This is a genomic window from Sphaerisporangium sp. NPDC004334 (assembly GCF_053602655.1).
The window spans coordinates 35852-57630 of sequence record NZ_JBSGDZ010000006.1 but is presented as its reverse complement, the minus strand read 5'-3'; the positions used below and the strand labels follow the sequence as shown (position 1 = coordinate 57630).

The 21779-nt window shown below is 70.8% G+C and carries 17 protein-coding genes; 8 read left to right on the top strand and 9 right to left on the bottom strand.

Annotated elements, in window-relative coordinates; genetic code table 11:
- Positions 1 to 3 precede the first annotated feature (3 nt).
- Entirely contained in the window at positions 4 to 7041 is a 7038-nt protein-coding gene (locus ACWEN6_RS08855; protein ID WP_452569676.1) for an RHS repeat-associated core domain-containing protein, read from the top strand.
- A gap of 305 nt (positions 7042 to 7346) precedes the next feature.
- Positions 7347 to 9059 carry a 2-isopropylmalate synthase gene (leuA, locus tag ACWEN6_RS08850; RefSeq protein WP_380823802.1) on the top strand — a complete coding sequence of 571 codons (1713 nt, stop codon included), beginning with the start codon at positions 7347 to 7349 and terminating at the stop codon, positions 9057 to 9059.
- 224 nt (positions 9060 to 9283) lie between these two features.
- Here the strand turns inward: leuA and ACWEN6_RS08845 are convergent, their stop codons facing one another.
- Positions 9284 to 9694: a hypothetical protein gene (locus ACWEN6_RS08845; RefSeq protein ID WP_452569675.1), complete on the bottom strand. Its 411-nt coding sequence runs from the start codon at positions 9692 to 9694 to the stop codon at positions 9284 to 9286.
- Positions 9695 to 9791: 97 nt separating this feature from the next.
- Between ACWEN6_RS08845 and ACWEN6_RS08840 the strand changes: the two genes are divergently transcribed.
- Complete coding sequence (locus tag ACWEN6_RS08840; protein ID WP_452569674.1) at positions 9792 to 10772, top strand: GlxA family transcriptional regulator; 981 nt, start codon at positions 9792 to 9794, stop codon at positions 10770 to 10772.
- On the opposite strand, the gene bla is transcribed toward ACWEN6_RS08840, so the two are convergent.
- Positions 10769 to 11770 carry a class A beta-lactamase gene (gene bla, locus ACWEN6_RS08835; protein ID WP_452569673.1) on the bottom strand — a complete coding sequence of 334 codons (1002 nt, stop codon included), beginning with the start codon at positions 11768 to 11770 and terminating at the stop codon, positions 10769 to 10771. The genes ACWEN6_RS08840 and bla overlap by 4 nt on opposite strands.
- Positions 11771 to 12134: 364 nt before the next feature.
- Here bla and ACWEN6_RS08830 point away from each other — a divergent pair, with 364 nt between their 5' ends.
- Positions 12135 to 12884, top strand: a complete 750-nt coding sequence (locus ACWEN6_RS08830) for a hemerythrin domain-containing protein (protein ID WP_452569672.1) — start codon at positions 12135 to 12137, stop codon at positions 12882 to 12884.
- Positions 12885 to 13046: 162 nt separating this feature from the next.
- Here ACWEN6_RS08830 and ACWEN6_RS08825 read toward each other — a convergent pair whose 3' ends face one another.
- Complete coding sequence (locus ACWEN6_RS08825) at positions 13047 to 14024, bottom strand: sigma-70 family RNA polymerase sigma factor (protein ID WP_452569671.1); 978 nt, start codon at positions 14022 to 14024, stop codon at positions 13047 to 13049.
- Between the two features lie 210 nt (positions 14025 to 14234).
- On the opposite strand from ACWEN6_RS08825, the gene ACWEN6_RS08820 reads away from it, so the two are divergent.
- Positions 14235 to 14858: a maleylpyruvate isomerase family mycothiol-dependent enzyme gene (locus ACWEN6_RS08820; RefSeq protein ID WP_452569670.1), complete on the top strand. Its 624-nt coding sequence runs from the start codon at positions 14235 to 14237 to the stop codon at positions 14856 to 14858.
- Positions 14859 to 15055: 197 nt separating this feature from the next.
- Here the strand turns inward: ACWEN6_RS08820 and ACWEN6_RS08815 are convergent, their stop codons facing one another.
- From ACWEN6_RS08815 to ACWEN6_RS08805, 3 genes are all read right to left on the bottom strand, one after another.
- A complete protein-coding gene (locus ACWEN6_RS08815; protein WP_452569669.1) occupies positions 15056 to 15646 on the bottom strand; it encodes a neutral zinc metallopeptidase in 591 nt (196 codons plus the stop codon).
- A 363-nt stretch (positions 15647 to 16009) separates the two neighbouring features.
- Positions 16010 to 16723 (bottom strand): TetR/AcrR family transcriptional regulator, encoded by a 714-nt coding sequence (locus ACWEN6_RS08810; RefSeq protein ID WP_452569668.1) that lies wholly within the window; start codon positions 16721 to 16723, stop codon positions 16010 to 16012.
- 121 nt (positions 16724 to 16844) lie between these two features.
- Positions 16845 to 17486 carry a TetR/AcrR family transcriptional regulator gene (locus tag ACWEN6_RS08805; protein ID WP_452569667.1) on the bottom strand — a complete coding sequence of 214 codons (642 nt, stop codon included), beginning with the start codon at positions 17484 to 17486 and terminating at the stop codon, positions 16845 to 16847.
- Positions 17487 to 17584: 98 nt separating this feature from the next.
- Between ACWEN6_RS08805 and ACWEN6_RS08800 the strand changes: the two genes are divergently transcribed.
- Positions 17585 to 18274: a carboxymuconolactone decarboxylase family protein gene (locus ACWEN6_RS08800; RefSeq protein ID WP_452569666.1), complete on the top strand. Its 690-nt coding sequence runs from the start codon at positions 17585 to 17587 to the stop codon at positions 18272 to 18274.
- Positions 18275 to 18433: 159 nt separating this feature from the next.
- Here ACWEN6_RS08800 and ACWEN6_RS08795 read toward each other — a convergent pair whose 3' ends face one another.
- On the bottom strand, positions 18434 to 18847 hold the full coding sequence (locus ACWEN6_RS08795; RefSeq protein ID WP_452569665.1) for a VOC family protein: 414 nt from the start codon (positions 18845 to 18847) through the stop codon (positions 18434 to 18436).
- A gap of 129 nt (positions 18848 to 18976) precedes the next feature.
- Positions 18977 to 19558: a TIGR03086 family metal-binding protein gene (locus ACWEN6_RS08790; protein ID WP_452569664.1), complete on the bottom strand. Its 582-nt coding sequence runs from the start codon at positions 19556 to 19558 to the stop codon at positions 18977 to 18979.
- A 99-nt stretch (positions 19559 to 19657) separates the two neighbouring features.
- Here ACWEN6_RS08790 and ACWEN6_RS08785 point away from each other — a divergent pair, with 99 nt between their 5' ends.
- Complete coding sequence (locus ACWEN6_RS08785) at positions 19658 to 20095, top strand: MarR family winged helix-turn-helix transcriptional regulator (RefSeq protein ID WP_452569663.1); 438 nt, start codon at positions 19658 to 19660, stop codon at positions 20093 to 20095.
- Between the two features lie 152 nt (positions 20096 to 20247).
- Complete coding sequence (locus ACWEN6_RS08780) at positions 20248 to 20700, top strand: MarR family winged helix-turn-helix transcriptional regulator (protein WP_452569662.1); 453 nt, start codon at positions 20248 to 20250, stop codon at positions 20698 to 20700.
- Positions 20701 to 20829: 129 nt separating this feature from the next.
- On the opposite strand, the gene ACWEN6_RS08775 is transcribed toward ACWEN6_RS08780, so the two are convergent.
- Positions 20830 to 21735, bottom strand: coding sequence for an NAD(P)H-binding protein (locus ACWEN6_RS08775; protein ID WP_452569661.1), 906 nt, complete (start codon positions 21733 to 21735; stop codon positions 20830 to 20832).
- Positions 21736 to 21779: the final 44 nt, after the last annotated feature.

Sequence of the window (21779 nt, the reverse complement as noted above, 5' to 3'; positions counted from 1 at the left end):
GTCGTGCTCGCTGAGTGGCGAGGCTGGGTTCGGGTCGCAGGAGTGCTCGCGGTCGTGGTGCCGGCCACGCTGGCCGTCGCCGCGCCGGACGTGCGGGCGTCCGGCGGCCCGGGGTGGCACCAGGCCCAGGAACAGTCACCGGTGCCCGGCCGCGAGGGCAAGGCCAGGCCCGCACACGCCGACCCCGGCGCGCGTCACGACCTCAAGGACGCCCCGCCGGTGTCCTGGCCCCGTCCGGGCACGGCGGTGGCCGACCCGGCACGGGCGACCGCCGCCGCGGACCAGGCCACGGGCCAGCCCACGGGCCAGCCCACGGGCCAGGACAGGAGCCGGGCCACGGCGGCGTCGGCCAAGGTGCGGGCCGGGACGCTTCCGGTCTGGATCGGCCCACCGGCCTCCGCCGGCGCCGCGGCCGCGCAGAGCTCCGACGGCACGTCCGCGGACAAGCCCGAGGGCACGTCCGCGGAGAGGCCCGACGGGGCCGCCGCCGGGAGCGGGAAGCCGTCGCCCACGCCGCCCGCGGGCCCGATCCCCGCCGTCCAGGTGCGGGTGCTGGACGCCCAGGCCGCCGCCCGGTCCCAGATCACCGGCCTGGGCCTGCGACTGACCCCCCGGACCGCGCCCGCCGGCCGGTCCCGCATGGCGGTGGAGGTCGACTACTCGGGCTTCCGGTACGCCTACGGCGGCGACTGGGGTTCGCGGCTGCGCCTGGTACGCCTGCCCGACTGCGCCGCCACCACCCCCGACCGCCCCGAGTGCCAGACCCGGACGCCGCTGCCGACCCGCAACGACGTCACGACGGGCCGGCTGGCCGCCGACGTGGACCTCTCCTCGGCCTCGACGATGACGCTCGCGGCGGTGGCCGCGCCGTCGGGCTCGGCGGGCACCTACGAGGCGACCTCGCTGTCGCCGTCGGCGACGTGGGATGTCAGCGAGCAGAGCGGCGCGTTCGCCTGGAGCTACCCCCTGCGCCTGCCCCCGACGCCCGGCGGGCCGACCCCGAACCTCGCCTTCGCCTACTCCTCGGGCGGCATCGACGGGCGCACCGTCGCCACCAACAACCAGGCCTCCTGGATCGGCGAGGGCTTCGACTACTGGCCCGGCTTCGTCGAGCGCCGGTACAAGCCGTGCGCCGACGACGGCGTCACGCCCAAGCGCAACGACCAGTGCTGGGGCAACCACAACGCCACCCTGTCGCTGAACGGCCAGGCCACCGAACTCGTCCTGGACGACGCGACCGGAACCTGGCAGCCCAAGGACGACGACGGCACCAAGGTCCAGCGGCTCACCGGCGCCGACAACGGCGACGACGACGGCGAGCACTGGAAGGTCACCACCCCCGACGGCACGCAGTACTACTTCGGCCTGAACCACCTGCCCGGCTGGAGCACCGGCAAGACCGAGACCGACTCGACCTGGACCGTGCCGGTCTACGGCGACGACGACGGCGAGCCCTGCCACAAGGACGGCGGCTTCTCCGACTCCTGGTGCCGCCAGGCATGGCGGTGGAACCTGGACTACGTCGTGGACCCGCACGGCACGGTCAGCACCTTCTGGTACGGCAAGGAGGGCAACTACTACCGGCGCGACGTCACCACGCTCACCGACGGCGTGCCCAACGGCACCCCGACCTCCTACGACCGCGGCGGCTACCTCAGCCGCATCGACTACGGCCAGCGCGCCGACGCGATCTTCTCCTCCTCGGCGCCCGCGCGGGTCTCCTTCAAGGTCGAGGAGCGATGCGTCCCGACGTCGAGCTTCGACTGCGCGGCCGCCAAGTTCACCAAGGACAACGCCAAGTACTGGCCGGACGTCCCCTACGACCAGAAGTGCGACTCCGGCGAGAAGTGCCTGGACGACTACTCGCCGACCTTCTGGTCACGCAAGCGGCTGACCGGCGTGACCACGAAGGTCCTGGTCTCGGGCAGCACCTACAAGGACGTCGACACCTGGACCCTGGACCAGGAGATGCGCGCCCCGGGAGACGGCACCGCCCCCACCCTGTGGCTGGCCGGCATCGAGCACACCGGCAAGGTCGGTGGCTCGGCCGCGCTGCCGTCAGTGCGGTTCGAGGGCGTCCAGAAGCCCAACCGCGTGGACGCCCTGGAGGGGCGCCCGCCGCTGACCAAGTGGCGCGTCTCGGCGATCGACAACGAGACGGGCGGCTCCCTGTCGATCGCCTACTCCGACGAGGACTGCGTCGCGAGCGACAAGCCGGACATCGGGACCAACACCCGGCGGTGCTATCCCCAGTACTGGTCGCCGGAGGGCGCGACCACTCCCAAGCTCGACTGGTTCCACAAGTACGTCGTCACCCAGGTGCGCGCGATCGACCGCACCGGCGGAGCCCCCGACGAGGTGACGAGCTACGAGTACCTCGGCGGCGGCGCCTGGCACCACGATGACGACGACGGGCTCACCAAGGAGAAGTACAAGACCTGGTCGCAGTGGCGCGGCTACGGCAAGGTGCGCGTCACCCACGGAGAGGCCCCCGAACAGCTCTCGCGGTCGGAGACCACCTACTTCCGCGGCATGGACGGCGACGAGCTGCCCGGCGGCGGCACCCGCGACGTGAAGGTCACCGCCTCCGAGGGCCCGCCGCTTGACGACGCCGACGCCCTGCAGGGACGGGTCCGCGAGGAGATCCACTACGACGGCCCCGGCGGCCCCGCCATGAGCGGCACCGTCACCGGCTACTGGACCAAGCAGACCGCCATTCGGGTGCGCTCCTGGGGGACGACGACCGCGACCATGGTGCGCGAGAACCAGGAACGCGTCCGCACGGCGCTGGCGTCCGGCGGCTGGCGGTACACCTCGACCGGCACCGTCTACAACGCCGACGGCCTGCCCACCCAGGTGGACGACCTGGGCGATGAGTCCACCGCGAGCGACGACCAGTGCACCCGCACCACCTACACCGCCCGCGACGACGCCAAGTGGCTGATCTCCTACGCCTCCCGCGTCGAGTCCGTCGCCAAGGCGTGCGGCGCGACGCCCGACCGGCCCGGCGACGTGCTCTCCGACGTGCGCAAGTACTACGACGGCAAGGCGCTCGGCGCCGCGCCCGCCAAGGGCGACGTCACAAGGACCGAGAAGCTCGGCTCCTGGAACGGCGGGCCGCAGTACGTCACCGTCGGCACCAGCACCTTCGACGTCTACGGCCGGCCGCTGGTGGTCACCGACGCCTCCGGCGGCACCACGACCACCGCCTACACCCCGGCGACGGGCCTGGTCACCGTCAAGCAGGAGACCGACCCGGCTCGCCACGTCACCAGGACCGAACTCGAGCCGGCCTGGGGCCTGCCCGTGGCCACCGTCGACGTCAACGGCAAGCGCACCGACCTGGCCTACGACCCGCTGGGCCGGCTCACCGGCGTGTGGCTGCCCGGCCGAGCCAGGTCCTCCTACGCGGCCACCCCGAACATGAGGTTCGGCTACCTGATCCGCACGGACGGACCGACCTCGGTGTCCACCTCGACCCTCCGCAACGACGGTGCGAACTACACCACCGGCTACGCCCTCTACGACGGCCTGCTGCGCCACCGGCAGGCCCAGCAGCCCGCGCCGGGCGGCGGCCGGGTCGTCGAGGACACCCTCTACGACACCCGTGGCCTGGTCGGCAAGAGCAACCACGAGTACTACGCCGAAGGCTCGCCCGGCACCACCCTGTGGACTCCGGCCAGTGACAACGACGTCCCCGGGCAGGACGTCACGCTCTACAACGGCATGGAGTGGCCCACCGCGCAGATCTTCCGCAAGCGCGGCGCCGAGCAGTGGCGGACCACGACCACCTACGGCGGCGACCGGGTGAGCGTCGACCCGCCCAAGGGGTCCACGCCGATCACCCGGATCACCGACGCCGACGGCCGGCTGGTCGAGCTGCGGCAGTACAAGGGAGACGGCCCCAGCGGGGACTACGACGCCACCCGCTACACCTACACCCCGACCGGGCAGCCCGCGACCGTCAAGGACGCCGAGGGCAACACCTGGAGCTACCACTACGACCTGCTCGGCCGCCTCGTCCAGCTCGACGACCCCGACAAGGGCTCCTCCACGCTGTCCTACGACGACCGGACCGACTGGCTGCGAAGCGTCACCGACGCCCGCGGCAAGAGCCTGTTCTTCACCTACGACGCCCTCGGCCGCAAGACCGCCGAGTACGAGGGCACCTCGGCGAGTGGAACCAAGCTCGCCGAGTGGAAGTACGACACGCTGCCGGACGGCACCGTCGTCAAGGGCCAGCCGACGTCCTCGACCCGGTACGTCAAGAACGCCACCACGGGCGCGACGGACCTCTACACCACGGCCGTCACCCGCTTCGACGACGCCTACCGGCCGCTGGAGACCCAGACGACCATCCCCGCCGCCGAGGGCGCCCTGGCCGGCACCTACACCGCCACCAGCGACTACAACCTCGACGGCACCGTCCACCGCACGACGCTGCCCGCGGCCGGCGGGCTGCCCGGGGAGACGATGCTCTACGACTACGACGAGCTCGGCAACCCCACGACCACGCGCGGCCTGACCCCGTACGTCACCGCCAGCACCTATTCCAAGCTGGGTGACCTGCTGGACCTGACGCTGTCCAGCGGCGGCAAGCGGCTGAAGGAGACCAACTTCTACGAGGAGGGCACCGGCCGGCTCACCCGGTCGCTGTTCGAGCGCGAGACCTCCCCGATCTCGGTGGCCGACACCAACTACAAGTACGACGAGTCCGGCAACATCACCAAGATCGCCGACACCCCGTCCGGTCAGACGCCCGACGTGCAGTGCTTCATCCAGGACCACCTGCAGCGCCTGACCGAGGCCTGGACCCAGGCAGGCGACTGCGCGGCGGCGCCGTCGGCCGACGTGATCGGCGGACCCGCCCCGTACTGGCAGTCCTTCGCCTACGACCGGCTCGGCCAGCGCACCAAGGAGGTCGACCACCAGAGCGGCGGCGACCTCACCAAGACCTACACCTACGCCGGGCCCGGCAAGCCCCGGCCGCACACCCTGACCTCGGTCGCCTACCAGGGCGGGGAACGCGACGGCCAGAGCGACGCCTACGCCTACGACGCCGCCGGCAACACCACCGAACGCGGCTCCGGCCGCACCCTCGAATGGGACGTCGAAGGCTCCCTGGCCAAGTCCATCGACCCGTCGGGCGTCAGCACCTACGTCTACGACGCCGACGGCGAACGGCTGATCCGCCGCGACCCGGCCGCGACCACCCTCTACCTCGGCGACACCGAGATCCGGCTGGACAGGACCACCGGATCCAAGAGCGCGACCCGCTACTACAGCCACGGCGGCCAGGTCGTCGCCGCCCGCGCCAACGGCAAGGGCCTCACCTGGCTCGCCGGCGACCACCACGGCACCACCGACGTCTCGGTCTCCGACGACGCCGCCCAGACGCCCACGCGCCGGCGCTTCGACCCCTTCGGCCGCCAACGCGGCACGCCGCCGTCGTACTGGCCCGGCCAGCGGGGCTTCGTCGGCGGCATCATCGACGAGGCCACCGACCTCACCCACCTGGGCGCCCGCGAGTACGACGCCGAGACCGGCCGGTTCATCTCCGTCGACCCGGTCTTCGACAGCGGCGATCCGCAAAGCTGGAACGGCTACGCCTACGCGGGCAACAACCCCGTCACGATCAGCGACCCCACCGGCCTCGACGGCCCGCTGACCGGAAACCAGGACTGCTACTACGCCGGGAAGAACTGCGGCGGTGGCGGTGGCAAGAGGGATAGCGGCGGTCCGCCGCCGCCGGCACCGAGTGCCCCGCGCCACTGCGGCACCTTCAGCTTCGGCTGCAAGGCCAAGAACCTCTGGGAGCAGCACAAGGCCACGATCGTCAACGTCGCCGTCACGGTCGTCGTCACCGTCGGCTGCGAGGTGGCCACGGGCGGGGTCGGGAGCGTCGGCTGCGCGGCGGCGGGCGGAGCCGCGGGAAACCTGGCCGGTTACCTGGTCTCGACCCCCCGGGACCAGTGGAGCGCGGGCGGCGCCTTCAAGGCCGCCGCCGTCGGCGCCATCAGCGGAGCGGCCGGCGGCTTCGCGGGCAAGGCCGCCTCGGCGGCCCTGGGCAAGCTGGCCACCACCGCGGCGGGCAAGGTCGTCGCCGGAGCGGTCGGCAAGGCGGCCGGCAAGGCCAGAGCCGCCCTGGGCAAGCTAGGGGGCGCCGGCGCGGAGGACGCCGCCGAGGGCGCGGCGGCCAGGGCGGCGGCCAAGGCGGGAGGAAAGCCGCGAGCCGGCTCGGGCTCCCCGCGGGGCTGCAACAGTTTCGTCGCCGGCACCATGGTCAAGCTCGCCGACGGCTCCGCCAAGGCCATCGAGAAGATCAAGCCCGGCGAGAAGGTCCTGGCCACCGACCCATTGACCGGTAAGACGGCCCCCCAGCCCGTCCTGGCCGCCTTCTCCGGCGGCGCCTACCTCGCCCTCGTCCAGATCAACGTCGACACCGACGGCAAGAAGGGCGACGACACCGCCGTCATCCTCGCCACCGAACACCACCTCTTCTGGGACACCAACGACCAAACCTGGGTCCGAGCCGAAGACCTCACCCCCGCCGACCGCCTCAGAACCCCCACCGGCAAGCCCCTCGCCGTAGTCGCCGCCACCCCCCTGCGAACCCACCCCACCGTCCACGACCTCACCATCGCCGGCCCGCACGCCTTCTACGTCGTCGTCGGCGACCAGGAGGTCCTCGCGCACAACTGCGGGGGCAAGGTCGAAGGTCATCCCGGCGATTGCACCTGTGACGGAGGCTCGGCCTCCGCGCCTGCTGCGCCTGCCGTCCCCGCCGAGGGCCAGGCGGCGGAGGCGGCCGAGGCGTCGACCAAGCCCCGTCTCTGGCAGCGGCTGGGCACACGAGGCGAACGGCTGTCGCGAGCGGTGCAGGCTGGGCACGACACCATGGATTTCTACGACCAAACGCTCGGCAAGGCACCCCACCTGCCAGGGCAGTATGGAGAGCAGTTGCCCAACGCCGTGAAGGCCGGGGCGTTCGTCGCGGGCTTCGTCCGTGGTTTCCTGCGAGCCCGGCCACGGGGGGAGTGATACTGAGGGGCGGAGCGGCCGGGGTGCGGCCCAGCGTGGTGCACCCCTTGATGCCCCTGATCGGGTGATCGCGTTACGGGGATGGGGCGGGGTCTGCTACCGTCGTGGGTATGCTGCGCGGGCTGCTTCTTAGCTGCCGCGGCGAGGGCCTGTAAGAGGCCGGCTCCCTCGCCGCGGAGCGAGCCATGCGCGTCGGCCGCTATGAGGGTTAACCCCGGTGGCGACCACTTTCTGAGGTTTCAGACCAGTTCAGGCGTTGTGTCCTGACGTGTGCCGCCCCGGTTCCGACACGACCAGGAGCACGCATGTATCCCCAGCAGCAGTCCAGCGCCATGCCCGTCAAGCGCTACCAGTCCTTCACGCCCGTACGCCTCACCGACCGCACCTGGCCCGACAAGGTCATCGACCGGGCCCCCCAATGGTGCGCGGTCGACCTGCGCGACGGTAATCAGGCGCTGATCGACCCGATGGACTCCCACCGCAAGCTGCAGATGTTCGACCTGCTGGTCCGCATGGGCTACAAGGAGATCGAGGTCGGGTTCCCCGCCGCCTCGCAGACCGACTTCGACTTCGTCCGGCAGATCATCGAGGAGGGCCGCGTCCCCGACGACGTGGTCATCCAGGTGCTGACCCAGGCCCGTCCCGAGCTGATCGAGCGCACCTTCGAGTCGCTGCACGGTGCCAAGCAGGCCATCGTCCACCTGTACAACTCCACCTCCACGCTGCAGCGCCGCGTCGTGTTCGGCCAGGACAAGGACGGCATCACGGCCATCGCCGTCGAGGGCGCCAAGCTGTGCAAGAAGCTCGCCGAGACCATGGGCGACACCGAGATCTACTTCCAGTACTCGCCCGAGTCCTTCACCGGCACCGAGCTGGAGTACGCCAAGGAGGTCTGCGACGCGGTCAACGACGTCTGGCAGCCCACCCCCGACCGCAAGGTCATCATCAACCTGCCGGCCACCGTCGAGATGGCCACCCCCAACGTCTACGCCGACCAGATCGAGTGGATGCACCGCAACCTGGCCTACCGCGACTCGATCGTCCTGTCCCTGCACCCGCACAACGACCGCGGCACGGCCGTCGCCGCCGCCGAGCTGGGCTACCAGGCCGGCGCCGACCGCATCGAGGGCTGCCTGTTCGGCAACGGCGAGCGCACCGGCAACGTCTGCCTGGTCACCCTGGGCCTGAACCTGTTCTCCCAGGGCATCGACCCGCAGATCGACTTCGGCGACATCGACGAGATCCGCCGCGTCGTCGAGTACTGCAACCAGCTCCCGGTCCACCCCCGCCACCCCTACGGCGGCGAGCTGGTCTACACGGCCTTCTCCGGCTCCCACCAGGACGCGATCAAGAAGGGCCTGGAGGCCCTCGAGCGCGACGCCGTCGCCGCCGGCGTGCCGGTCGACGACTTCGCCTGGGCCGTCCCCTACCTGCCGATCGACCCCAAGGACGTCGGCCGGTCCTACGAGGCGGTCATCCGGGTCAACAGCCAGTCCGGCAAGGGCGGCGTCGCCTACATCATGAAGGCCGAGCACGGCTTCGACCTGCCGCGCCGCCTGCAGATCGAGTTCTCCGGCGTCATCCAGTCCCACACCGACGACGAGGGCGGCGAGGTCACCCCGGCGCAGATGTGGGAGGTCTTCAGCGACGAGTTCCTGCCCAACGCCACCAAGCCGTGGGGGCGCTACGGGCTGCTCGCCCACCGCAACGTCTCCCAGGTCGACGAGAAGGACGCCATCAGCGCCGACATCCGCGTCGGCGACGAGATCCGCGAGGTGGAGGGCGTCGGCAACGGCCCCATCTCCGCCTTCGTCGACGCCCTCGGCCGCATCGGGGTCGAGGTCCGCGTCCTGGACTACACCGAGCACGCGATGAGCGCGGGCTCCGACGCCCGGGCCGCCGCCTACGTCGAGTGCCAGATGGGCGACCGCGTCCTGTGGGGCGTCGGCGTCGACGGCAACACCGTCACCGCCTCCCTCAAGGCCATCCTCAGCGCCGTCAACCGCGCCCTGCGCTGACGCTGATGCGCCGCGGGACCGTCCGGCGGTCGATCCGCCGGACGGGGCTCCCCGTCCGACAGTGTGCCGCCGGACGGGGCCCCGCACCCCGCCTGCGCGGTCCACCCCGCGCGCCCCGCCGCCCCGCCCGCGCGTCCGCCCCGCCCCGCTCCGCCTGCGCGTCCGCCCCGCCGGACCCGCCGCGTGGGCCGTGTCGGCTCCGCCCGTCGCGTCCGCCGGGAGTCTCACGTGTGCGCGGAGCGGTGCAGGAGCATCACGCCGAGCATCAGCGGGAGCATGGCCAGGTGCGCGAGCACCATGAGAGCGCCGCCGTCGATCACGCCCAGCCAGAGCAGCGGGAACAGCAGGACGGCCGGGGCGAACATCGCCGCGCACATCTCCAGCGTGTGCCGCCAGGAGTGGTGGCGCACCCGCATCCACACGGCCATGCCGACCGACATGTCGAAGGCCATCAGCAGGTAGCCGAGGTCGGGGTGCCGAGTGTGGGAGACGTCCAGACCCGCCGCTGACCGCAGGAATCCCAGGACGGCCATTCCGGCGGCCATCGCGATGATCATCTCGACGTAGTGCAGGGTGAACCGGAGCCATCCGCCGCGCGCGTCCGCGGAGGTCGATGTCGTCGTTGTCTGCGTCATGGTCCGACTATGTGAGCCGGGCGCGCCGCGCCCAAGGAACGCCGGCGGTGAGGTCCGGAATCTTGGGCATCCGGTCCTTCCGGCCTACAGTCGGGGGATGGACGCGCGAGACTTCGTGATCGTCGGCTACGACGCCGCCGAGTTGCTCGACATCGCCTGCGTCGTGGCGAGCCTCGAATGCGCCAACTGGTACGGCGCGGCCCCCTACTACAAGGTCCGCCTGGCCACCCCCGGCGCGCGGCCCATCGACTGCGGCCCGACCGTGACGTTGCAGCCCGGCGAGATACTCGAACGGATCACCGGCCCGATCGACACGCTGCTCGTGTCCGGCGGGAGCGGCAGCCAGGACGCCGCGGGCAACCGGCTGATCCTCGGGCACGTGCGGCGGCTCGCGGCGGAGAGCCGGCGGGTGGCGTCGGTGTGCACCGGAACGTGGATCCTGGCCGCCGCCGGGCTCCTGAACGGCCGCCGGACCACGACCCACTGGCGCTGGGCGGGCGAGCTGGCCGCCGCCCATCCGGAGGTCCGCGTGGACGCCGATCCCATCTTCATCCGCGATGGCAACGTCTACACCTCCGCCGGTGTGACCAGCGCCCTGGACCTGACGCTCGCCCTCATCGAGGAGGACAACGGCCCCGAGCTGGCGCGCGTCGTGGCCCGGCAGCTCGTCACCTACCTGCAACGCCCGGGCAACCAGGCGCAGATGAGCGTGTTCACCGCGCCGCCGCCACCCTCCGACGGCCTGGTCAGAAAGGTGGTCGACCACATCACCGCCCACCTTTCCGCCGACCTGGCCGTCGCGACGCTCGCCGCCCACGCGGGCGTGAGCGAGCGTCATCTGACCCGGCTGTTCCTGCGGCACCTGGGGCAGCCCCCGGGCAGGTTCGTGCGGCAGGCCCGCGTCGAGGCCGCGGCCCACCTGCTGACCTCCACCACCCTGCCCATGGCCGCCGTGGCCGCCCGCAGCGGCTTGGGCACCGCCGAGTCCCTCCGCCAAGCGTTCCTCGACCGCTACGGCGTCTCCCCCTCCCACTACCGCCGCACCCAGTCCCGCCCCACCCGTGAACGATCCGGCTAGGGCAGGCGGCCGAGGGTGCGGGCGAGGATGGTGGCGGTGTCGGCGACGACCTTGCTGTTGTAGGTCGCCTGGGCGGCCCTGGCGTTGGTGTAGATCGCCATGACGAGCGGCGCGGCCGACGGCGAGGTGCGGATGACGGCGATGTCGTTGGCGCCCCCGTAGGTGCCGGTGCTGCCCGTCTTGTCGCCGATGATCCAACTCTTGGGCAGGCCGGCCCGGATGCGCTCGCCGCCGGTCGTGTTCGCCAGCAGCCAGGCGTTCAGCCGCGCCTCGTCCCGGTCGTCGAGCGCGGAGCCCACCGCCACCCTGCGCAGGTCGCGGGCGATGGACACCGGCGTGGTCGTGTCCCGCCGCTCCTTGGGGCTCCACACGTTCAGCTCGGTCTCCCAGCGGTCCAGCCGGGAGACCGGGTCCTTCAACGTGCGGAAGTACCGCGTCAGGCCCTTCGGCCCGCCGATCTGCTTGAGGATCATGTTGCCCGCGGTGTTGTCGCTGTAGATGATCGCCGCCCGGCACAGTTCGGAGACGGTCATTCCGTCGTCCACGTGCTTCTCGGTCTCCGGCGAGTTGTCCTTCAGCTCCTCCTTCGTCCAGTGCACGACCCGGTTCATCAGGCCCGGGTCCGACGTGCGCGCCTTCTTCAGCACGGCGGCGCAGGCCATCGCCTTGAAGGTGGACAGCAGCGGGAAGCGCTCGCCGGACCGGTACCCGAACGCCTTCCCCGTAGCGGTGTCGACCACGTACGCGCCGATGCGCACGTCGGACGCCTTCTCCAGCTCGCGTAGCCTGCGTCGCGCCTCGGCCGGGGACACTTTGCCGGCCGCGTCCGCGCGGGCCGACGGCGTCAGCACCGCCGTCGCCCCGCTTCGTGTCATTCCGCCCGGCGCGGCCCATGCCGTGCCGCTTCCGTACCCACTGACGCCCGCCATGACCGCGACCGCCAGAACACCTGCGCCCGCCGTCGTCCCGACGAACCGGCGCACCCCGAACATTCGCATTCTCATCCTCACTCGCAGATCGGATCGGAACCGCGAGCAAAGCAGACCTGTTCCGCTGTCGTCCAATATCGAGATCGACGCCGAATCCATCCGCCGATGGATATCGGACCAGCTCAGAACGCCTGCCACCCGATCACGCGCGCCGCGCCGCTCACCCGGCGCAAGCCGTATCTGGTCATGGCCGCGAGGCCACATGGCGCGAGACGGGAGGAGTCGGAGGCAATGCCGCGGATCAAGCATTTACCCACGTGTCGGCGTGGGGCTCGGCGGGACCGGGGACTTCTCGATCACACGCAGGTGCGTGCGGTGAAACCTGAGAACCGGGCAAAACGGAGATATTGTGGAAGATCATCACTCGCCGGCGGTGAGCCGTCGTGACCTGCTGGGCCTGTCCACCGTCGCCCTGGCCGGCGCGGTGCCCCTCGCCGTCTTCCCCGGAGCCGACATCCCGGCTCTCGCGGCGGCGTCCCCGTCGCAGGCCCACGGGCACAAGCCGGGGGTGACTCCTCCGGAGGACCTCATGCGTGAGCACGGGGTGCTGAAGAGGGTCCTGCTGGTGTACCGGGAGGGGATCCGGCGGATCCAGCGCGGCGAGCAGGTGCCCGCCCAGCAGTTGCACGCCGCGGCCCGGATCATCCGCGACTTCATCGAGCGCTACCACGAGTACCTGGAAGAGAAGTACGTCTTCCCGCATCTTCGCGAAGCCGGCAGACTCCGCCACACGGTCGCCGTTCTGTGTCAGCAGCACCGGCGCGGACGCGAGGTGACCGCCCGCATCCTGGCCGCGACCCACCATCCCAGGCTCTCGGCCCACCAGCGCCATGCCTTGGTCTCCGACATGGCCGCCTTCATCCGCATGTACGAGCCCCACGAGGCCCGGGAGGACACTGTGGTCTTCCCCGTCTTCCGCAAGGTGACGCCCGCCAGGGAGTTCGCCCGCCTGGAGGAGGTCTTCGAGGTCGAGGAGCACCGCCGGTTCGGGCAGCGCGGCTTCACCGCCGTGGTCCACCGGGTCACCGACATAGAAAAAGCCATGCGCATCCACGACCTCTCCCAGTTCACCCCCCGGAAGTCATCCCCCCACCCCCACCACGGCCGATCCTCGGCCCGCTGACCGCGTCATCCTCCCCCCGCACCGCCACCCGCGCGGCGGCCATCGTTGCCACCCTGGAGCGACTGTCGTGTCAGCGAGCAAGCGACGAATGTGTCAGCCAGTGAGCGACGAATGTGTCAGCGGCTATACGACGAACATGTCACACAATCAGCGACGAACACGTCACGACAGTTGCGTCGTCATCGGGGAGCCGAAGAGGCGGGTCAGGCGGGCGGCGTCCAGGTAGGTGGTGATGCCGCTGACCAGGCCCTCGGACACCTCGAGCAGGACCAGGGCGAAGGGGACGTGCGCACCGTCGAGGCCCGGTCTGGTCTGCCAGAAGGCCGGCGAGCCGTTCGCCGCGACCGGGATGAGGCGCGCCCCCGCGCAGGACGCGTCTGGGGCCAGCAACGCCCGCCTGATCTGGTCGCGGCCGCGAAGCCACCAGGTGAAAGGAGGCATCGACATCGTCGCGTCCTCGCGTAGCAGGGCGACGAGCGCGGTGATGTCATGGCGCTCGAACGCCGTGCAATAGCGGGTGAGCAGCTCACGCTGAGCGGGGTCGGACGGGCGGAAGGGCTCGCCGGACATGACGTCGATCGCCTTAAGCGTCGACCGCGCCCGCTGCAACGCGCTGGTCACCGACGCGGCGGTGGTATCCAGCAGGGTCGCGACCTCCTCGGTCTTCCATCGCAGCACCTCGCGCAGGATCAGCACCACTCTCTGCCGGGGCGGCAGGTGCTGCAGCGCGGCGACGAACGCCAGGCGGATCGTCTCCCGCTGCACGGCCAGCTCCTGCGGATCGCCGTCCGCCGGCAGCACCAGAGCGTCCGGAACGGGCTGGACGAAGAGCCGCTCCGGCGCCGGCGCACCGATGTTCGGTCCGGGTGTCCCCACCGGGCTGAGATCCATCGCCAGCGCCCGGCGTTGCGGGCTGCGCAGCATGTCGAGGCAGACGTTGGTGGCGATGCTGTAGAGCCAGGTGCGCAGCGAGGCCCGCTGCTCGTCATAGCGGCCGAACGACCGCCAGGCACGCAGCAGCGTCTCCTGCACGGCGTCCTCGGCCTCGAAGCCGGAGCCGAGCAGCCGGTAGCAGTAGCCGGTCAGTTCGGCCCGGAACGGCTCAAGACGGGAGTCTGCGCCGGTCAGCGTCTCCACCATCCCCCGACCATATGCGCCGTCACCGACACATCGCGCGAGACGTCCACATGTGCCGTCACCGACACATCGCGCGAGACGTCCACATGCGCCGTCACCGACACATCGCGCGGGCCGTACCGATGACTTTCCGGCGCCGCTCTCGTACCCCTACTGGAACCGACCACGAACGCATGCGCCGGACAGTGCGCACTGCATGGATAGGAGATCGTGATGACCGAAGACAGCGTTCGGGACGCGGTGGCGGCGGAACGGCGCGAACAGGCCGACCTGCTCGCCGCTCTGCGACCGGAACAGTGGGACGCGCTTACGTTGTGCGACGGCTGGAGGGTACGCGAGGTCGTCGCCCACACGACGATGCCCTTCCGCGCCTCACTCGGCAGGACGATGGTGGAGTTGCTCAAGGCGCGCGGGAACTTCAACCGCATGGCCGACCGCTGCGCGCGCCGCGACGCCGCCGAACTGCCGTCGGAGGCGCTGCTCGCCTCGTTGCGGGACAACGTCGCCCACCCGTGGACGCCCCCCGGCGGCGGCGCCGCCGGAGCGCTCGCGCACGACGTCATCCACGGGCTGGACATCACCGTGGGCCTCGGCCTCGACCGCCGGGTCCCGCCGGAACGAGTCGCCATGGTGCTGGCCGGGATGCGGCCGAAGAACATCGCGTTCTTCGGAACCGACCTCACAGGCGTCAGCCTGCGGGCGACCGACCTCGACTGGAGCCACGGCACAGGAGAACCGGTCCGGGGCCTGGCCCAGGACCTCCTCCTCGCCATCTGCGGCCGCCGCCTGCCCCCTGGCCGCCTCACAGGGGAGCCGGCGAAACGGTTCTCCCGATAACTCGGGGCGAACCACTCTCACGGCCCTTACATCAGGAAGGTGACGAGACCCTAGGTCTCCCGTAAATCAGCACGGGTCACGGCCGGCCTCCGACCAGCTCAGATTTACGGGACGACTCGTGGGCGACTGGGAGATGGCGCCTGAGGGGGGACACCGCGAAGAAGGTGGCGCCGGTCGGCCTCTCGCTCCGTGGCTCGTCACGTGACCTCGCGCTTCGAGGCCGACCATGTGTCGCACGCACCCGCCCTGCCCGAGCGGTGTCCCTTTTCGAGCCAGTTCAGCCGGGTGGACTGCCTGCCGTGATCATGGGCCCACGGATCGTCGGTGATGCCCACGTACAGGTCGCGGAACTGCCGCCACGCGAGATCTTCGCTGCGCATCGCCTTCAGGGCCACTCCGGCGAAGCATTCGGCCTGCAACTCAAGACGCCTGCTCAACAGGTCCGCCGTCGCTCGTCTTGTGGCGGCGTCCCCCTCGACGGCCTCGTAATCCAGGATGTGCGTCCAGTGCTGGACGTGATGGCCGTACTCGTGGCTGATCAGCTTGGCGACAAAGGCGGCGGCTGAGGGGCGCAGCATGTCTTCAGGGATCAGCACGTAGTACGTGGCGGTTCCGCCGCAGTAGTAGCCGGTGTCGCCTTTGCTTGGCACATTTCCGCAAATGGGATCGTGCACACGGTGCTGAATGTACATCCGTTTGGCCGGTCCGAAGTGCATCCTCGCCTCCTTGAACACGCCATCCCAAATCCGGTCCAAGCAGGTCGAAATTGACATCATGTACTTCTTCATGGACGGCCAGCCGCCGGACCTGAGTGCGCCGATTCTGCAGCTCCCCTTAACCCGGGGTGCGGCGTAGAGCGGACTGTTGACCACGGCGGGGTAGCCCCAGGGCACCTCACGCCAACGCGGCGTCACCGCTGCCGGGGCGGAAGGGGAAGCCAGAGGGGAGGGGATGGTCGCCGCGACCTCGCCTGTCTGCGGCGCTACGAGAGGAACCGACAGGGGTGCGGGAGCGGCCGGGAGCCACGCGGTCAGGAGAAGGATGTAGGTGGTCAAATGCCGGGGGAGGAGAAGCACGGTCGAGGATCTTATCGGCCATTTCGGCACTCACCGGGAGGAACGTGTTTCTGTGTGGGCTCAATGCCGGTGCCGTCAACGCGGTGTCGGCGCCAGGCCCATGATGTGGGCCTGGGTGAGGGCGGTGTGGTCGAAGGCGGCGGCGCGGTCGCGTTCGATGACGTTTCTGTACATGCCGTACAGCTCGAAGCTGACGAAGCCGTAGATGGAGGTCCAGGCGGCGAGCGCGCGTGCGATGACGTCGTCGGACAGATCGACGAACAGAGCCTCGCGAAGCCCCTGCGCGTCGGAGGCGAAGGACGCGGGGGCGGGCGGCAGGCCCGGCAACGGGGACAGCTCGCCCGCCTCGTGGGCGTCGCGCAGGATGCGCGCCATGACGATGCCGTCGCGCGCGGCGGCCACCGCGGTGTCCTCCGGGGCCACGTAGCCGGGCACGGGGGAGCCGTGGATGAGCGCGTACTCGTGCGGGTGGGCCAGAGCCCAGGTACGCACGGCCCGGCAGGAGGCCATCCATCGATCGAGGTGGCGGTCGCGGGGGCAGGCGGCCTCGGCCTCCTCGACGGCCGCGCCGACCGCGTCGAACGCCTCGATGATGAGCGCGGTGAGCAGGTCGTCGCGGCTCGGGAAGTAGCGGTAGATGGCCGAGGACACCATGCCCAGCTCTCGCGCGACGGCGCGCAGCGACAGCCCCGCCGCCCCCTGCTCGGCGAGCTGACGCCGCGCGACCTGCTTGATCTCGCCGATCAGCTCGGCTCTGACCCGCTCACGGGCGGTGCGGCTGGCGTTCACCCCGTCGACTGTACCAGAGCACCGGCATGCTCAGAGAGCACCGCTCTGAACCGGAGCGGTCCTATGCGCCGACGGCGAGGTCGTCGGATGCCCGCTGTCGTCCGGCCGGAGACGGTCAGGGTTACGAGACCGGGACGCCGACGAGTTTGGTGAGGAAGCGGTCGACCTGGTCTTCGAGCGGAGGCCAGGGCAGGTCGGGCTGGTTGACCCGCATCGACACGCTGCCGTGGACGGCGGCGCGCAGGTCCAGTGAGACCGCCGCGGCGTCGCCGGCGGGCGCCACCCCGGCGTCCATGCAGCGCTGGACGGCGGCGGTGGTGCGTTCGGCGAGGCTTTGCTTGAAGGCCATGGCGTTGCGCCGGTTCAGCGTGCTCTCGTGCATCACCTTGTACAGGCCCGGGTGCTCGCGGGCCCACCTGCCGAGGGACAGGGTGCGCCCGCGTAGCCGGGCCACGGGATCGGGGGAGGCGGCCTCGGCCTGGTCGATGTCGCGCACGAGGTCGTGGTGGCATCGTTCCAGGGCCGCGAGCACCAGGGCATCCCGATCGGCGAAGTGGATGTAAACCGACGTCGCCGCTATGCCGATGTGCCGGGCGACGGCCCGCAGGGACAGCGCCTGGTCGTCGGCGAGTTCGTCGAGCAGGACGAGGGCGGCGGTGATGATCTCTTCGCGCAGCCGTTCCCCCTGGCCACGGGGGTTGCGCCCCCGGGCGCCGCCGTTCCCGCGGGGGGCGTCGTGGTCGGGCGGAGAGCTCGTGTCCATGGTCAGCCATTGTATTCGTACGAGCGTTTCACTACAGTCGTAGCCCTACAGTCGTTAACTCACGGCCGTTCACTCATCCATGGAGGAAGATCGTGGACATGACATCCGAGACTCTGGTGAAGGCGCTGGATGCGCCCTTCGCGGAGATGAGCGGTGCCACCGCCCACCGCATGTGGGAGGAGATCACCGAGCTGTCGATGCGGGAGAAGGTCCTGCTCAGCGTCGTCGCCGACGTCTGCCAGCAGACTCTCGGGCTCCCGTTCGAGCTCCACGTCGCGGCGGCGGCGCGGCACGGCGTGAGCGCCGACGACCTGCGGGAGCTGCTGCGCTTCATCTCCTACGACAGCGGCTACCCGGCCGCCCTCGCCGCGTTGGTCCGGCTCGTCGAGATCGAGCGCGAACAGGGCCCCCCGAAGCCATCGGGGGAAGGCCATGAGCTCGACATCGACGGCCAGGGCAGCCCTATGCCCGCGCCCACCCGGCAGGCGGTGCTCAACCTCGACGCCCCCTTCGCCGGCTACATGGAGCTGCAGTCGCGCATGCGCGCCGGGATGCGACGGCTCAGCGTGCGCGAGCGCGCGTTCGCCACGATGACCGTGGACGTGCTGTTCCAGACCCTGGAGGAGAGCTTCCGTGTGCACGTGGCCCGGGCCATCGCCTCGGGAGCCACGCCCGAGGAAGTGCGTGCCGTCGTGCGGTTCTCCGCCCAGTTCGGCATGACCAAGACCTGGCGCGCCCTCCGCGTCCTCAACGCCCTGTTCACCGAGACGGGCACCGTCTTCGCCTGACCGCCTGACCGCCTGACCGCCTGACGTCTCACCCGTGTCGTGTGGGCAGCGGACCGGACGGTGCCGCCGGGCGCACGGCCTCGGATGGCGCCGGCGAGGGCTGCGGTCTCGCCGGCGCGGTCCTCCCCGGCGTCGGCCGAGGCTCGCGGTGTGGATGGATCAGGCTTGAGGTGCGACGATGTCGACCATCCAGGAGATGCCGAACCGGTCCACGCACGCGCCGAACTCGTCGCCCCACACCTGCTTTTCGAGGGGGACGGTCACGGTGCCGCCGTCGCTGAGCGCCTTCCAGTAGGCGCGCAGGTCCTCGGCGTCGTCCCCGCTGAGGCTGATCGAGATGTTGTCCCCCGGGTTGTGCGGCATCCCGGGCGGGGTGTCGGAGGCCATGAGCGTGAATCCGCTGTCGGTCCTCAGCATGGCGTGCATGATCTGGTCGGGGTCGCCGCCGTGCTGCGCGGCCAGCTCGCCGAAGGTGTTCAGCGTCAGGGTGCCGCCGAAGACGCTCTTGTAGAACTCCATGGCCTCCCGCGCCTGGCCGGTGAAGCTGATGTAAGGGTTGAGAACTGAGGTCACAGTACGCTCCTGGATCGTGACGGAGGGAGGATCTTCCCAGGTCGGGTAGATGCCGAGATCCGACCGTACCCTCCGTCGGCGACATTTCCGGCTCGATCCCCAGGGCGCTTCAGGAAGCCCGTCGGGGGTTCAGCTTGGGGTGCGGCCGAGCAGCGCGAGGATCTGGTGGAAGCGGGACGCGTCCGCCGGCGCGGGCAGGGCGGGGGCGAACGCGGCGCCCGGGGCCAGGCGCTCCTCCCCGTTGGGGACGGCCAGGGCGTAGGGCCAGGCGGCCTCCACCAGGTCCGGCTCGGGGGTGAACGGCCTGCCGAGGGTGCGGGCGACGTCCCAGGCGTGCACCACGTAGTCGATGAAGTGGAACGACATGGCCATCTCGGCGGGGAAACGCGCGTCCGGCCCGAATTCGGGCAGCGAGAAGGTGCGGCCCGGCACGTCCTCGCCGGCGAAGGCGGCGATCACCCGCTCGGCCGCCTCGGCGTAGCGGGGGACGGCGTCATCGCCGGCCGGGTGGACCTTCCAGGCGGTCAGGTCGTCGCCGTTCCCCTCGGCCGCGGCGGCGAAGCCGTGGTGCTGGGCGGTCATATGTGCGAGCAGGTCCGACAGTGCCCAGCCGGCGCACGGCGTCGGGCGGCGCAGGTCGGCGGGGGTTATTGCGGCCACTACGTCGACGCTCGCGCGCACCGCGCGCCGATCGAGCTCACGTATGCCCATGACGGTTCTCCTTCGAATGATTCGTAAGCACTGGTAGATAATATGCGGATGCTTATGATCTACATGCGCAAATTATCTGTCAACCCGTATAGTGCTGGCGTGCCCGACCGTCCCGACCTGGCCGCGATGATGAGCCCGTTGACCCGGGCGCTGATCGACGCAGAGCTGCCCGTTCTGCGCGAGCACGGCCTGACCATGTGGGAGTACTCCGTCCTGCTGGCCCTCGGCGAGCGGCCGCTGCGCACCCAGGCCGCGCTCGCCGAGTCCATCGGCGCCGACAAGACGCGCATCATCGGCGTGCTGGACCGCCTCCAGCGGGCGGGGCTGATCGAGCGCACTCCCGACCCCGGCGACCGGCGCGCCCGCCTGCTGTCGGTGACCGCTGAGGGCCGCCGCGTACGCGACGCCGCGCAGGCCGCCATCCGGCGTAACGAGGAACGCCTCCTGGCCCGGCTTCCCGAACAGGACCGCGACGCCTTCCTCCGTGTACTGCGCACCCTCGCGGCGCTTCCGCGCGACGAGATCATCGGTACTTAGTACTCCGGCGACGCTTCGGGTTCGGTTCCGCGAACCGGCGCCCCGGGCACCGACCGCCGCGCTGCCAGCGGCCGCGCGGCGGTCGTGGGCGCGCGGCGCCGCAATTGGGAGCATGTGCTCTTATCCTGGACGGAGAAGCTCTGGAGGACACGATGGATCCCGCGCCGGCGAAGCACTACGACTCGTGCAACAACCTGGCATTGCGCAAGGCGGCCCGCTATCTCGGCGCGACCTATGACAAGGCTCTGGCCTCGGCCGGGCTTCGCGCGACGCAGTTCAGCATCCTGCAGAAGCTCAGCGTCCACGGCGAGACGACGATCACCGGGCTGGCCGAAATGATCGCCATGGACCGCACGACGCTGGCCTCGAACCTCAAGCCACTCGTCCGGGAGGGGCTGGTGACCGTCGAGTCGTCGGCGTACGACCGCCGTGCGCGTGTCGTCACGATCACACCCCAGGGTCTCTCCCGGCTGGAGGCCGCGCTGCCTCTGTGGCGGGACGTGCAGGCCCGGTTCGAGGAGACCTTCGGAACCGGCGAGGCGGCCCGGCTGCGCGCCTCCCTCGGAGCCGTCCTCCACACCGGCTTCCAGCCCTGGGCCGAGTGAGGCGCGGCTCCGGGAACACCACCAAGAGCAGCCGGTTCCCGCGGCCACGTACCCCCGCGGCCACGAGTCCCGGCCACCAGTCCCCGGCCACGAGCCCTGTAGGCCCGCGGCGCGGTCGCTCGAGCGGTGTCAGCCCAGGTAGAAGTCCCTCCGGGCGGTCACGAAGGCCTCGATCGTCTGGGCGGGCGCGCCGGTCACGCTTTCGAGGTCGCCGGACGTGCGGTCGTAGCGGTTCTCCCGGTGCAGCCTGGCCATGGTGGCGATGTGCTGTTCGGTGTGCGGCGGCAGGCCCGCCTTCGCGAGCACCTCGGCCCGCCACCGGTCCAAAGGCACGTCGACGTAGGAGACCGGACGTCCCAACCCCCGCGAGAACTCCTCGGCCATCTCGTTCATGTCCACCGCGCGGGGCCCGGTCAGCTCGTAGACGTGCCCGATGTGCGGAGCCGGGTCGCGCAGTACGGTGGCGGCCGCCCGCGCGACGTCCTCCGCGGCGATCGGAGAGGTGCGCCCGGTGCCGAACGGCAGTTCGATGGTGCCACTCGCCCGGATCGACCGCGCCGCCAGCGTGGTGAACAGCGGGTTGTCCAGGAACGACGTCGGACGGAGGTGCACGATCGGCAGGCCCGACCAGTTCAGCACCTGCTCCGCCAGCCAGTGCAGCCGTTGCTGGTGCGACTCCGCGGTGCTGGTCGCGGTCATCTGCGACACCGTCATCTGGGACAGGCCCACCAGGCCGGAGAGTTCACCGTGCTCTCTCGCCACGGTGGCCACCACGGTCGCCGCCAGCAGGTGGTCCGGCGACACGGGCATCGCGAAGTACATCCGCCCCACGCCCTCCAGCGCGGCCGCCACGGTCTCGGGCCGGGTCAGATCGCCGACGACGACCTCTGCGCCGAGCGCGCGCATCTCGGCGGCACGATCATCGTCGCGGCGGACCATCGCCCGCACCGGCACATCCTGTGCGCGCAACCGGTCGAGGACCATACGGCCCACGCCGCCGGCCCCGGCGATGAGTACAAGGTCACTGGCGACCATCGGTCGATCTCCTTATCGGTGACCGCATCTGAGTGCGGGTGTGG

What these genes read in the sequence shown, in the direction of transcription:
- leuA (WP_380823802.1), top strand. Translation starts at nt 7,347, where the DNA reads ATGTATCCCCAGCAGCAGTCCAGCGCCATGCCCGTCAAGCGCTACCAG.
- ACWEN6_RS08845 (WP_452569675.1), bottom strand. Translation starts at nt 9,694, where the DNA reads ATGACGCAGACAACGACGACATCGACCTCCGCGGACGCGCGCGGCGGA.
- ACWEN6_RS08840 (WP_452569674.1), top strand. Translation starts at nt 9,792, where the DNA reads ATGGACGCGCGAGACTTCGTGATCGTCGGCTACGACGCCGCCGAGTTG.
- bla (WP_452569673.1), bottom strand. Translation starts at nt 11,770, where the DNA reads ATGCGAATGTTCGGGGTGCGCCGGTTCGTCGGGACGACGGCGGGCGCA.
- ACWEN6_RS08825 (WP_452569671.1), bottom strand. Translation starts at nt 14,024, where the DNA reads ATGGTGGAGACGCTGACCGGCGCAGACTCCCGTCTTGAGCCGTTCCGG.
- ACWEN6_RS08820 (WP_452569670.1), top strand. Translation starts at nt 14,235, where the DNA reads ATGACCGAAGACAGCGTTCGGGACGCGGTGGCGGCGGAACGGCGCGAA.
- ACWEN6_RS08815 (WP_452569669.1), bottom strand. Translation starts at nt 15,646, where the DNA reads ATGAAGAAGTACATGATGTCAATTTCGACCTGCTTGGACCGGATTTGG.
- ACWEN6_RS08805 (WP_452569667.1), bottom strand. Translation starts at nt 17,486, where the DNA reads ATGGACACGAGCTCTCCGCCCGACCACGACGCCCCCCGCGGGAACGGC.
- ACWEN6_RS08800 (WP_452569666.1), top strand. Translation starts at nt 17,585, where the DNA reads ATGACATCCGAGACTCTGGTGAAGGCGCTGGATGCGCCCTTCGCGGAG.
- ACWEN6_RS08790 (WP_452569664.1), bottom strand. Translation starts at nt 19,558, where the DNA reads ATGGGCATACGTGAGCTCGATCGGCGCGCGGTGCGCGCGAGCGTCGAC.
- ACWEN6_RS08780 (WP_452569662.1), top strand. Translation starts at nt 20,248, where the DNA reads ATGGATCCCGCGCCGGCGAAGCACTACGACTCGTGCAACAACCTGGCA.
- ACWEN6_RS08775 (WP_452569661.1), bottom strand. Translation starts at nt 21,735, where the DNA reads ATGGTCGCCAGTGACCTTGTACTCATCGCCGGGGCCGGCGGCGTGGGC.